The sequence below is a fragment of the Vibrio qinghaiensis genome, assembly GCF_002257545.1.
GTDB lineage: Bacteria > Pseudomonadota > Gammaproteobacteria > Enterobacterales > Vibrionaceae > Vibrio > Vibrio ordalii.
The window spans coordinates 1,307,085-1,320,271 of record NZ_CP022741.1; the positions used below are offsets into that span (position 1 = coordinate 1,307,085).

Genomic DNA, 13,187 nt, shown 5'->3' on the forward strand with positions numbered 1-13,187 from the left:
CAGCGTTGAAATCGTGGTGGTCTTTTTGAAAAGGTCATCTGTGCCACAAATACGGCCTACTTCACCTCTCCCATTCAACCTAAAATTGCCTATACTCAGTGATTGAGTTAACGTCATAAAAGTCATTAATTTAATTTAAAACGTTCTAGAAAAGATAACTTTTTAATAAATAAGAAACCATTCATTGGTTAAGATTTGTCTCCATAACATAATAGCGCTACAACTAAAAAGGATATAAAAGATGTTTGCTAATCGGTTTACCTTGCAATCGCGATTAATTTTTGCGGTGTTATTACCTTGCGTTGCGTTGATTATTGTTGGAATGGCGAGCTTCAATAGCATGTCAACGATTCAACGACAGGCAGAGCAGCTCTATCTCAATACAGCCGCGCCAATGCGTTCAATGGCTGAAGTTGCCTCTCGAATTCCCCGTATGCGAGTTGGTATCGATATGATGTTACTTCAAGAGACGTCGTTAAGAGATAAAAAGGGTGTGCTCACACGCGTGAAAGAGACTCGTGCCGAAGATATTCCTGAAATGAGGCAGTCTGTCGAGCACGCGGTTCAGTCACAAGTGGATCCAGAACAGCGTAAACAAGTTCAGCAGCTACTGACTGACTTTGAAAAAATGGTCAGTACTCAACTTAATCCTATGTTGGCGGCATTTGAAAAGGGCGATCTAGATACGGCGCGCAACATATACCGAGATCAATACGCGCTTACCTATGGTGAACTGCGTAAAAAAGCCAATGTGATCCTCGATTCGCTACTAGAGCAGGCCAAACAGCAGAACATCAATAGCCAAAAGAGTTATGCCCAAGGGCAAAATCACATGTTTATCATTATTGGTATTGGTGTGCTAATTTCGTTTGTCACTTCATTCTTTATTGTTATCGGCCTAAAAACGCGAGTGGCCAGCCTACAAAAATCGATTGCTTTGGCGGCTGAACATATGGCGCTAGATGCTCGCATCGATTTAGGTGGTCAAGATGAGTTATCGAAAATTAGCGACAGTTTTAACGACTTCATTGAGAAAGTACATGTAGCGATCAAGCAAGTGGCTTCGAGTTCTTATGAATTAGCGAATACGGCTAACCAAGTTTCAGCACGGGCACTATTAACCAAAAACAACTGCACTTCGCAGCGTGATAGAACAGTCCAAGTGGCCACTGCTATTCACGAGCTAGGTGCAACGGTGGGCGAAATTGCAAACAACGCAGCTCAAGCTGCCGACGTTGCGAAACAGGCCACTCATCAGGCGGAAAATGGCACCACTGTAGTAGAGAAAGCACAAGTGCAAATTGCAGATTTGATCACTGAATTAGAGCAAGCTGCACAAGTCGTAGGCTCTTTGGCTGGTCAAGTGGTTAACATCAGCTCGATACTTGAGACTATTCGTAGCATTTCCGAGCAAACGAACTTACTTGCATTGAACGCAGCGATTGAGGCGGCGCGAGCGGGAGAGCAAGGTCGAGGTTTTGCGGTCGTTGCTGATGAGGTGCGAAATTTAGCAAGCCGTTCTGCTGCATCAACTGAAGAAATTCAAAGAGTCATTAATAACTTACAAGAAGAATCGAAACGGGCGGTTGGGGCGATGTCTCAAGGGCGCGAGCAGGGGTTGTTGGTGGTTGAACAAGCTGAAAATGCCAATAGCTCGCTAAAACAGATCTGCGTTTATATAGAGAATATTAGCGATCAAAATATTCAAGTCGCGACGGCAACGGAAGAACAATCAAGTGTGGTTAGTGAGATCAATCGCACCGTTGAAGATATCAATCATCTCACCATGGAAACAACAACAGTGGCTGAGGAGCTTACTGCCAGTAGTGAACATTTGAAAAAAGTTTCCAAGCAACTCGATAACCTAGTGAATAATTTTAAATTGTAATTTTGATACTTTAGGCTTAGATACTAGAAATGTGATAACTATTCCATAACTTAACACGGCATAAGACATGTCTATGAAAAATGGTATTATTTTTGAGAATTTTAGTATTTTTATAGGAATCGGTTGTGGACCCTGTGATATCGCAATTAAAGAAGGATTTTTATGCGCAGATTCGCTCTCTCAAAGACGGTCCGACATCTGAATCTCAAACGACCTTAGCACTGCTCACAGAAGAAGAGTTGCAACAGCTAGCACAAATGTGGGTTGAACTGGCGGTTTGGAAGCAGTCGCAGAATATCTAACTGCCCACAAATTGATTAGCGCAAATTTTCGTAATAATCCCAAATAAAAAGCCAGCAGAACAGATGCTGGCTTTTTTTGTTTATCACGTCGGCTGTTAATTATACGCGCGTGCGACACGTCCAAGTGATGACAGTTGATAATGTTCAGCGTATGCGGGGATGAAGATTGAGTGACCTTTTTTCACGGTTAGAGACTCACCATTGTCATGGGTTAAGGTCGCATCAGCATCAATGGCAAAGATAATTTCGGCACTGTTGATTTTCACGTTAACTTGCGCGGCATTGAGGTAAATCGCAAACTTAAAATCGCGGACTGGGACAGGGAACAATAATGCTCCATTTTCTTCGATAGGTTTCAATAACAGGCTTGAAGCGGGTTTTTCTTCAAATAGCGTGCATGATGCGAGCTCTTCAATATCCATGTGTTTGGGTGTTAGGCCAGCGCGCAACACGTTGTCTGAATTGGCCATGATCTCAAGCCCAGTACCTTTCAAGTAAGCATGTGGCGTTCTGGCGTCTAAAAACATGGCCTCACCCGGAGCTAAAGTGAGTACATTGAGCATTAATGGAGAAAATAGACCGATATCACCGGGGTACTGTTGTGCCAGCTCTAAAATGAGCTCAAAAAGATCATCATCTGAATGATGATGGGCATACGCTAATAATGAATGCACCGCATGTTCTTTTTTCTCGCCAGTTAATGATAGCAATGCACTAAAAAAGGTTTTTAAACCTTGTGATGTTGGGTTGTGTGCAAAAGCATCGACCAGCGTTGAAATTGCATTGATATTCAGCGTTTGAAAATGTTTAACAATCTCTGCGATTGGGCGAAACCCATTCATCGCTTGATAAGGGGTAAGGGCGTAAACCAATTCCGGCTTGTGGTTAGGATCTTTATAGTTGCGATGTCCGGCGTTGAGTGGGATCCCCGCTTGGTTTTCTTTCTCAAAGCCAATTTCCGCTTCTTGCTTACTTGGGTGAACTTGAATCGAAAGGGCGTTCGCTGCGGCAAGTACTTTGAAAAGATAAGGTAACTCACCAAAGGTTGCCGCGGTAGCCGCAGAAAGAAACGCGGTTTTATCTTGGTTGATCATCTCAAGCAACGAAACAGGTTCGCCATTCACATGAATTTGTGAGCATCCATTTGGGTGTGCTCCCATCCAAATTTCTGCTTGTGGAGCCTTGGTTGGGTTAGCAATATCAAACAAGTGCTGAATCGAAGTCGTGCTTCCCCACGCATAGTTTTGGATGACATTGTCCATCAAAAAGAAAGGTCGTTTGTTATTGGTCATAGTACATCTCACAAAAAATCAAAATAAAAACAAATCAGCAGTACATATACCCAAACAACTTGAAGTTGCAGGTAGGCGGCAAGTAAGTTCATCCCCATGAGCATAGATAAACTATGTGATTGGGGTGAGCGAACGTAGCCAACACCGCTGCAGCTTCAAGTGGGAAGGGTATCGAGTAAGCGAAATAAAAAACTCCCGAATTAAAGCGGGAGTACAACATAAAGTCAGAAGCTCAGCGTTGATGGACATCAAGCACTCTCGGGGGAGAGTGCCTGATCATTAAGCCGTTGCTTGTTGTAATTTCGCTTGGCGCATTTTTTTCAGAGTGATACAAACAACACCTGTCACTACAGCACCGGTTGCCATACAAAGCAAAGCTAGCAAAGGCTTATTCATGGCACCAAGCAATGCTACTACAGGACCGCCGTGGGCAACACTGTTTGTAATGCCAAAAGTGAACGCCATAACCGCTGCAACCATCGACCCCAAGATGTTTGCTGGAATGACTGACATCGGATCTTGCGCGGCAAATGGAATAGCCCCTTCAGAGATACCAACCAAGCCCATTGCACCGGAAGCTTTCCCTGCTTCAATTTCAGAGGCTTCAAACAAGTTCAGTTTACGGCCCAGAACGGTTGCTAAAGCCATACCGAGTGGCGCGACTGGAATGGCACACGCCATTGCACCCATAAATTGAGTTTGACCGCTGGCAATCATACCAACAGAGAAGAGGAATGCCACTTTGTTAAATGGACCACCCATATCAAAGCCAGCCATGCCGCCGAGCACAATACCGAGCAGTATCACGTTACCTGAGCTCATGCTAGTAAGTAGTGCGGTTAAGCCATCCATCAAGCTTGCAATCGGCGCGCCGATAACAAAAATAAAGAGCCCAGAGATAAAGAGTGAGCCTGCGATGGGTGCAATCATGATTGGCACAAGTGGTTGAATAAACTTGTGAAAATGGATGCTTGTTAACCATTTGATGAAATAACCGACTAAAAGGCCAGCAATAATGGCACCGATAAAACCTGTACCGGCATCTGCGCCGTAGAATGACCCGTTGTTAGCGATCCAACCACCAATTAAGCCAGGAGTCAGAGCTGGGCGATCGGCGATCGCATACGCGATGTAACCCGCAAGAATGGGGATCATCAATGTAAAAGCAACCACACCGACGTTCAGCACTTGGTTCCACATACTGCCGTCAGGAATGGCCATGCCCGCTTCGGTTGGCTCGCCGCCAATAGCGAGTGCTAAAGCAATCAACAAGCCGCCAGTAACAACGAATGGGATCATATGCGATACACCATTCATCAAATAGCGGTATAAATCGGAGCGAGCTTGCGCCGCTTTGCCTTTCCCATCTAAAGTCTTGGTACTGGCATCGGCTTGATATTTTGCTGCGCTGAGGGCTTTTTCAATCAACCCTTTTGCATCACGAATCGGTGCTTTAACGCCAGTTTCAATCAGTTTTTTACCCGCAAAGCGCACCATGTCAACTTGCTTGTCGCAAGCCACGATGATCGCATCAGCTTTAGCGATCTCTTCATCCGTTGGGCTATTTTTCACCCCAATCGAACCGTTGGTTTCGACTTTTATTTGATAACCCATCGCGGCGGCCCCTTTTTCCAGCGCTTCAGCGGCAAGATAAGTGTGTGCAACACCCGCTGGGCAGCCCGTTACGCCAATCAAAAAGCCTTTATTGGCTTCAACATCGGTTGTTTTTTCGGTTTTTTGTAGCAACAAATCTAGCGCTGCTTGCTCTGTTTTGGCGTCTAAGAAACGTTGGATGAACCCTTCTTCAATCAGCTTGGAAGAGAGCTCTGCCAGCACTTCAATATGATGATTTGAACCACCATCAGGCGAGGCTATCATGAAAAATAATTTAGAAGGCAAGCCATCTTCCGCGCCATATTCGATACCGCTTTTGCTGATGCCTATCACAACTGCAGGCGAGATAACGGCGGAGCTTTTGGCATGAGGCAGCGCGACACCATCTTCAAATCCAGTGTTACCAAGCTCTTCACGAGCATAGATATCGGCTAAAAACTGCGATTTATCGCTGATGCGTCCTTGTTCTAACAGTACATCGACCAGCTCTGAGAAAACGCCATCTTTTGATGTTGCTTTCAAATCAAGCCGGATCAAGTTCTCATTAATGAGTTGAGTGATCATGTTTCGTCCCCTATATGGTTTTATCCCCTTCGCACTTAGAACTGAGCCATGTTGGCTGAAACTTCAAACTGTTTGGGGATATTGTTATTGCGCACCGCGCTTTTTGTTGGAGATATTGTGAGCGCCTCGGGTGAACAGTGGTAGTGTACGAAACTGGCATTTACTAGATTATTGTAACCTGTGGCTGCAAACGTGATCAGGCTCTTATTTTGGTTTTATGGTGATAATTTGAATTTATGATTAATTTTATATTTTAATTCAATTGGATAAATTGATTATTTTGCTTTTTCGAGCGGAGTTATCGAATGCGTAATGGTTGGTGATTCATGAGGCATTGGATTATAGTTGCCTCGTTTATTGATGGGTATAGGGTGAGTTTTGTGATCCCAGTATTTAAAAATGTGATTGAAGTGCTGCTCTCGGAGCGAGAAAGTTTTAATCGAATATGGTTTGCTGGGGACAAAATAACGCCGCCAGCGTTCAGTTACCAAGTCAATTTCCCTCGTCTAGAATTGGTCTTAAGCGGCGTGTATAGCAACGAAATCGAAGAGATTGAACACGGTATTAGTAAGGTCAACATCTTATCTGGTGATGCGCTTTATATACCCCCGAACTGCTGGAATAAACCCGATTGGCAAGAGAGCTGTTCGGTCTTGAGTTTGCTATTTGGCCGTCGTCAAATGGGGTTTAGTTTGGTCAGCAAACACAAAGGCGAGAGTGGTTTTTATGATGTTCAGAAACACAGTATCCCAACGCGTACTGGGCACGCGATTGATCACATGCTCGAAGGGCTAAATGCACTAGCACGTGAGCCTCAGAAAAGCCCAATGGACGAATATTTGTTGTTGGCTCTGTTGAGTTACAGCGCCACAATGCTCGATCAACCGACCGCTTCTCCTAAAAAGCGCAGTGAAGATTTATATCAAGGTATCTGCATCTATATCCAAGAAAATTTTCATCGCAATATTTGCCGTGACAGCATCGCACAGCGGTTTAATATCTCTGCCAACCATTTATCGCGCATGTTTCGCCAACAAGGACACATGACTCTTGCTGATTACATCACTTGGGTAAGAATTGAACGGGCAAAATTTATGTTGAAGAAATACACTTTTCGTTTAGCCGAAGTGGCCACGCGCTGTGGATTTCAAGATGTGAATTATTTTTTCCGCGTATTTAAAAGCAAAGCGGGTATGACTCCATCTGAATATCGAACTCTGTCGCAATAAAGCTATTCATTTTGTATTGGGTCGCACGGCTTAGCCATCACGTGCAGCAAAATGGCTTTAAGGGTTTCTTCTCTTTTTGCCGTAAGTAGCCATTGACGATGTTCCTCTTCCAGCAACCAACGAGTTAACTGCGTGACCGGTTTAATCACGGTTCGCGGCGCTGATGTCGGCAGTAATAAGGTGATGATCAGCGACACATCGCCGGATTTTTCTGACCATGATAGCGGGTTTGCTAACCAGTGAACCGCCAGTGTTGGCTGGGCAATTCGTGCGTGAATGATATGGGGTAGCGCTATTCCATGGCCAATAATGGTCGGAGAGATGGCTTCCCTTTTTTCCAGCGCATGCAAAATATCATGACAATGCGTGGGCATGATCTGCTTAGCAATCGTGTCGAGTGCCTCTGATTTGCTAACCACTGGGCCTAATGTGGCGTAATGCCACTGTAGCGAAAAGGGCAGTTGAAAAGCAGAGTGGGTGGCAAACGCCAATTCCGCTTTGGCATTTTGCTTGTGCGATGTTGAAATAAGCAGTGTGTGCTCGCGCAGATACTCTGTCATCACCATGCAGGCCAACTCGGCGTCGAGCCCTTCAATGGCAATTTGGCATACATCTCCCGGGTTTGAACCAAGGCTTAGCACTTGCAGTGTATGGTTGAGCATTGCCTTGTTGTCACGCGTGATGTTAAACAGCACCACCACCGAGCGAAAATGGCGGTTGAGATCTTTCAATTCATTTAATTGCCAGCTGACCAGACCGCCTGCTTTTAAAACAAAGGTGATGCGCGTTGTGATCATCGGCGGTTACAAATAACGATCTAAAACAGATTGCACGTTCGTCAACACCTCTTCAATGGACACCTGAACCGTTTTACAACCAACAAAACGTTCACGCTGTTCAATGTCGATATCTGAAGCGATGAGGATCAGATCCGCGTTGACAATATCTGCCACCGTCAGTGGGTTCTCGACACCCATTGCGCCTTGGGTTTCGACTTTAATTGAGATATTACGCTTATTCGCTTCTTTTTTGAGTGCGTCTGCGGCCATATAGGTGTGCGCGATGCCTGTTGGACAAGCGGTTACTGCGATAATTTTCATAACGAAAGATAATAAAGAAATGATGAGTGAGTATAAGGAGGATGAAAGCGTGACTCAACCGAAGTTTACGCTAAGCCAGTACCCTAATGACTGTAGCACTCAGGCTACTCGGCTTTGCACATAAACTTTGCACTGTCAATGTTGTATGGGATGCTGAATGTTCATCAGTTCACCAAACTGTTTTTAAATGATTAGGAGAAGAAAATAGCAAGACCCAAAAAATTCGTCGTGTTTGTGGTCAAGCGGCGTATGCGTGCTTCAAACCCAATGGCGTCAAATCATCTGAATTGAACACAGTAGATTTACTATCAAAAGAGAGGTAGTAGAGGCGATGTCGGTTCAATCTTGTAGTCAGATAGTGCGCTAAAAGTAATAAGGCGACAGGATGAAGATCCAGGTAAATGCTGAAAATAGCAATGCGATAAGTACGGCAGCCGAACCTATGTCTTTGGCGCGGCCACTGAGTTCGTGCCATTCGCTACCGACGCGATCAACCACGGCTTCCACGGCGGAATTCATCAACTCAACGATCACCACTAAGACTAAGCAACCAATCATCATGATTTGCTCAACTTTAGTGACAGGCAAAAAGAAAGTAATGGTAATCAACAAAATTGAAGTGATAATTTCTTGTCGAATAGCCGCTTCATTTCGCCACGCGGCTTTCAGCCCTTGTATTGAATAACCTGTGGCATAAAACAGACGCTTTATACCGGTACGACCTGGTTTCATAAGATGAACAACCTAATAGTGAATGACTATGATAATGGGCATGAGTGAATTACGTGTAGAAGTAAAATCGCTTCACCTTGACCCTCACGTTAAAAAAGAGAATCAGTGAAGTCGGTTAACCGATTCTCTTAAGTGCAGGATTTTAAACGCCCGCTACGGGTAGTACAAGAGTAAAGCAAGCGCCCCCGAGCACACTTTTAGCCACCGATACTTGGCCGTTATGGCGCAAAACGATCTGTTTAACGATAGCTAATCCTAATCCGAAGCCTGATTGTCGCTCACCACGTGAGAAGTCGGCGCTGTAAAAAGCATCAAAAATGAAGGGCCAGTGCTCAGAATCTATACCTTCGCCATCATCATGGATATCAATTTGCACTGCTTGGCCTGCGTTGTTCACTGAGGCTTCAACGATGATCTTCCCTTTTGCGTATTTTTGAGCATTGCCTAATAAATTATCGAGAACTCTTTTGAGAAGGTATGGATCGGCTTGCAAGCTGGCTTCTTTTGCTAATGGCAGTAGTTTTATATCTATTACACTGTTACTGCGCCATTTATCTAGGACCGATTCAAGCCAGTAATTGAGCTGAATTGTCTGCATATTGAGTTCATTTTCTGGCCTTTCAACTTTAGCGTAGTAAAGCAGTTCATCGACCATGGTTTCCATCTCTTCGGTATCTTCGATGATACTGGCGACTTTCGCCGCTTGTTTGGGTGTCAGAGATTCATCGGCCAACATTTCTGCTTGCCATTGGATCCGAAAGATGGGGGTGCGTAGCTCATGAGCTACTGCATTACTCAGCGCTTTATTGCTGAGCACCAAGGCGGAAATTTTACTCGCCATGTAGTTAAAGCTTTTGTTTAACGAGCCAACGCTATTGCTACTTTTGATAGAGGCTCGAACGGTTAGGTCACCTGCGGCAAAGGCTAAGGTCACTTTTTCCAATTCGCGTAGTCGCCGACTGATGAACCAGATCAGTAACACACAGTACAGTGCAAAACCGACAACAAGCAGAAAAAGTGAGAGATTATCTGCAAAGAAAATAGCTTGTCTCAGTGACGATTCTTCATCGGGTTTAAAGCTGTAAATTGGTGATGTAGGTGTGAGGCGTAGCCATAAAAAACGGTCATTATCGTAGTAGGTGTGTGCGTTAGGTGCAGTGGTAAAAAAAAACGATCGAATATCTGAGGGTAATGTCTTTTCTGTATGTGCACCCATAATTTGACGTGTTTTATCGGCATACTCTTTTAATACATTTAAGGTGCTGACTTCACCTTCACGCTGATAAATATGTGTGACCAAGTCATGAAATGCTTCGGCTTGATAATCTTCAAGTACATAATCGTAATCAGTACCAAGTTGGTACACGACCAATTCGATGGTAATAAGTGTCGCTAGAAAAAAGAGCAATAAACCAACAAAAGATTCAATATAGATACGACGCATACAGGTTTCTTCTAAAAGACGTGGTCATTACCACGTGTCTGGTACAAAAAGGTATCCTTTCCCTCGAACCGTAATAATGCGTTTCGGTGTGGAAGAATCATCGCCAAGTTTTTTGCGCAAAATGACAATCTTGTTATCGACGGTTCTGTCAAGTCCATCGTATTCAATCCCACGTAATGCTTTGGTTAATATATCGCGTGATAGGACTTGATCTGGTGTTGATGCCAGTAGCCACAGCAAATCGAATTCGCTGTCGGTCATCGCCACGGCCTCACCATTCAGTTCACACAGATGTCGCGATTGATTGAGAGACAAGGCCCCAAATTCAAGTACGGTTTTCGCGGTTTGAATTGGCTCGTTGTCGACTCTGCGCAATAGCATGCGCATTCTTGCAAGCAAGACGCGTGGTTTAATCGGCTTAGTCACAAAATCGTCGGCACCAATTTCCAATGCGGCAACATGATCAAAATCATCGTCACTGGCAGTTAGCATCAATATCTTACCGTTGTAGGTAGGGCGGATCTGTCTACAAATTGTCAGCCCATCTTCACCGGGCAACATTAAATCGAGTAATACGATGTCTGGTTGTTGTTCTAAAATAACTTCGCTTGCTTTGGCACCGTCAGCAAGGGCAATGACGCTAATGTCTTGACTTTCAAAGTATTCTGTTAACATTTCTCTTAGTTTTAAATCATCTTCAACAATGATTAAAGAGTGTTGATCAGCCATAGGGACTCCTAGATAGATACGATGAACGACATGACAATCGCTGACATTGGAAAAATTTGAAGTGCATAGTAAAGCAAAGACCCAGCATTTTCGCTAGGTCTTTGTATGGTTGGATGAGCATTGTGTGGTCAAATTGCTCGTTATTCAACGACTTTGGTTGGTGAGGAGCGAAGTTTTTTCGCCAGCATCACTATCAGTGGGCTAGTCAACATCACTACTGCAAGTACGGTAAACACAAAAGTGATCGGACGTTCCCACAAGAAGCTTAACTCCCCATCGCTGATCATCAACGCGCGGCGAAGGTTCTCTTCCATTAATCCACCCAAAATAAAGCCAAGCAGCAGCGGTGCCAGTGGGAAGTTGGCTAACCGCAGAGCAATGGCTCCCATCGCGACAAGCAGCATCACGTAGACATCCATAGTGTTAAACGAAACCAAATAAACACCGGTGATTGAGAAGAACAAAATCATCGGCAGCAATACGGTTCTGGGTACTGCCAATAGCCTTGAAATATAAGGAATAAGCGGCAAATTAAGGATGATAAGTACAATGTTACCGAGATACATTGAGATGATGACAGACCAAAATACATCGGGGTGATCAACAAATAAACGAGGGCCAGGTTGGATGCCGTAAGAGAGCAGGGCTCCAAGCATGATCGCTGTGGTGCCAGAGCCGGGAATGCCGAGTGTCAACAGCGGAACAAAAGATCCGCTAGAGGCGGCGTTATTGGCTGACTCTGGCGCAACAAGCCCACGCAAAGACCCTTTACCGAACTCTTCTTTTTTATCTTTGGGCGCTAAGCTGCGCTCCATACCATAACTCAAAAACGCGGCGATGGTTGCGCCCGCGCCGGGTAATACGCCGGTGAAAAAACCTAAAATAGAAGCACGAATTGAAACAGGAGCCGCTTCTTTAAATTCTGCCTTGGTGATTTTCATACTGCCTAAATTACTGAGTTTATTTTGTTCATCAGAGCGCGTATCACTATCGGGTTTTAAAATTCCCATTAATGTCTCGCCTAATGCGAATGTCGCCATCGCTAGCAAGAGGAAGCTAAAACCGTCCATTAAATCAGTTAAGCCAAAGGTAAAACGTTCCACGCCTACGCCTTTATCAATACCAACGGTAGAGAGCATCAAGCCAAGAACAACCATCATCCATGCTTTAAGAATTTGTCCTTTTCCAGCAAAGGCGGCGACCGCCGATAGACCGAGTAGCATCAATGCAAAATAGTCAGAGGATTGAAAACTCAGTGACACGCTGGCCAGTGCAGGCGCTGCGACCAACAGCATAATCGCTGACAAGGTTCCGCCGGTAAAAGAGGCGTAAGCAGCGATGGCTAAGGCTTTACCAGCTTGGCCTTTTTGCGCCATGGGGTAGCCATCAAACGCGGTGACCACGGTTGCCGAGCATCCGGGAGCATTAATCAAAATGGAGGAAGTGGAGCCGCCAAAAATAGCGCCGTAATAAACGCCGGCCATTAAAATCAAACCTGAAGATGGCTCAAGGCCATAGGTGATCGGGATCATTAACGCGATGGCCGAAATAGGGCCAAGCCCGGGTAACATGCCGATAAAAGTACCAACGAAACAGCCCACAATCACCATGAAGATGTTCATCGGCATCATGGCGGTAGAAAGCCCTTGTAAAATTCCATCTAACATAATCAGTTCCTACCAGAGTGTGAAAATAACGCCGGGCTCAAGGTAGATGTCCAAACCTTGAGTAAGCAGCAGATAAAACGCGATGACAAAGGGAAAAGAAGCGCCAAATAACACTGATTTGCGTCTTTCTCCCAAAATATAAAAGCCAGCGAGTAAAAAGAAACTGGTGGCCAGTACGAAGCCTAAATAGGTTAGGCCAAGTCCGTACAGCGCCATCAACACTAAGAAACCAATCAACAATTTCCAGTTGAAGTGCAATACCGCGCCGCTTTGTTTATCGGGCTGCCCTAACACCAGCATCAACAAAGAGAGGCCAATTCCAGCGTAAGTCAGCAGAGTCGGTAAGGTTTGGGCGTTAAACGGTTCATATTCATCACCGGGAAACATCGGTATTTGGGTCGTTTGATAGCCGTAGCAAAGGCTAAGAACAAGGAAGAACAACGCGCCAACGCGATCGCGGCACAGTAAATATTCTTTGCTGAAAAATTTGGTTGGCAGATCCGACATATCCAACTCCATGGTAGAAATAGGGGAGGAAAGAGCCGTGCAGCAGCAAGTTAATGAATTGATTAACTAAGGGCAAAGGGATAGGTGTATGAAGGTTTTCCTATCCATATTTGCCTGAT

The 13,187-nt window shown here is 44.8% G+C and carries 12 protein-coding genes; 3 read left to right on the plus strand and 9 right to left on the minus strand.

Annotation, left to right across the window (positions count from 1 at the left end; translation table 11 throughout):
- Positions 1-241: 241 nt before the first annotated feature.
- Both CCZ37_RS06020 and CCZ37_RS19015 read left to right on the plus strand, forming a co-directional pair.
- Complete coding sequence (locus CCZ37_RS06020; RefSeq protein WP_094500021.1) at positions 242-1,888, plus strand: methyl-accepting chemotaxis protein; 1,647 nt, start codon at positions 242-244, stop codon at positions 1,886-1,888.
- A gap of 125 nt (positions 1,889-2,013) precedes the next feature.
- Entirely contained in the window at positions 2,014-2,190 is a 177-nt protein-coding gene (locus tag CCZ37_RS19015; protein ID WP_013856974.1) for a hypothetical protein, read from the plus strand.
- Between the two features lie 95 nt (positions 2,191-2,285).
- On the opposite strand, the gene manA is transcribed toward CCZ37_RS19015, so the two are convergent.
- A complete protein-coding gene (manA, locus tag CCZ37_RS06030; protein ID WP_208613932.1) occupies positions 2,286-3,482 on the minus strand; it encodes a mannose-6-phosphate isomerase, class I in 1,197 nt (398 codons plus the stop codon).
- Between the two features lie 279 nt (positions 3,483-3,761).
- Positions 3,762-5,660, minus strand: a complete 1,899-nt coding sequence (locus CCZ37_RS06035) for a PTS fructose transporter subunit IIABC (RefSeq protein ID WP_094500023.1) — start codon at positions 5,658-5,660, stop codon at positions 3,762-3,764.
- Between the two features lie 326 nt (positions 5,661-5,986).
- Here CCZ37_RS06035 and CCZ37_RS06040 point away from each other — a divergent pair, with 326 nt between their 5' ends.
- On the plus strand, positions 5,987-6,889 hold the full coding sequence (locus tag CCZ37_RS06040) for a helix-turn-helix transcriptional regulator (RefSeq protein WP_208613933.1): 903 nt from the start codon (positions 5,987-5,989) through the stop codon (positions 6,887-6,889).
- 2 nt (positions 6,890-6,891) lie between these two features.
- On the opposite strand, the gene CCZ37_RS06045 is transcribed toward CCZ37_RS06040, so the two are convergent.
- The 7 genes from CCZ37_RS06045 to CCZ37_RS06080 all read right to left on the minus strand — a co-directional run bounded on the left by CCZ37_RS06045 (position 6,892) and on the right by CCZ37_RS06080 (position 13,068).
- Complete coding sequence (locus CCZ37_RS06045) at positions 6,892-7,686, minus strand: PTS sugar transporter subunit IIA (protein WP_094500024.1); 795 nt, start codon at positions 7,684-7,686, stop codon at positions 6,892-6,894.
- Between the two features lie 6 nt (positions 7,687-7,692).
- Entirely contained in the window at positions 7,693-7,989 is a 297-nt protein-coding gene (locus CCZ37_RS06050) for a PTS fructose transporter subunit IIB (protein ID WP_017042461.1), read from the minus strand.
- Positions 7,990-8,352: 363 nt separating this feature from the next.
- A complete protein-coding gene (locus CCZ37_RS06060) occupies positions 8,353-8,721 on the minus strand; it encodes a diacylglycerol kinase (RefSeq protein WP_010318355.1) in 369 nt (122 codons plus the stop codon).
- Positions 8,722-8,863: 142 nt separating this feature from the next.
- Positions 8,864-10,165 (minus strand): ATP-binding protein, encoded by a 1,302-nt coding sequence (locus CCZ37_RS06065; RefSeq protein ID WP_094500025.1) that lies wholly within the window; start codon positions 10,163-10,165, stop codon positions 8,864-8,866.
- Positions 10,166-10,192: 27 nt separating this feature from the next.
- Positions 10,193-10,894, minus strand: a complete 702-nt coding sequence (locus CCZ37_RS06070) for a response regulator (protein WP_094500026.1) — start codon at positions 10,892-10,894, stop codon at positions 10,193-10,195.
- 140 nt (positions 10,895-11,034) lie between these two features.
- Positions 11,035-12,561 (minus strand): tripartite tricarboxylate transporter permease, encoded by a 1,527-nt coding sequence (locus tag CCZ37_RS06075; RefSeq protein ID WP_094500027.1) that lies wholly within the window; start codon positions 12,559-12,561, stop codon positions 11,035-11,037.
- A 9-nt stretch (positions 12,562-12,570) separates the two neighbouring features.
- On the minus strand, positions 12,571-13,068 hold the full coding sequence (locus CCZ37_RS06080; protein ID WP_167372389.1) for a tripartite tricarboxylate transporter TctB family protein: 498 nt from the start codon (positions 13,066-13,068) through the stop codon (positions 12,571-12,573).
- Positions 13,069-13,187: the final 119 nt, after the last annotated feature.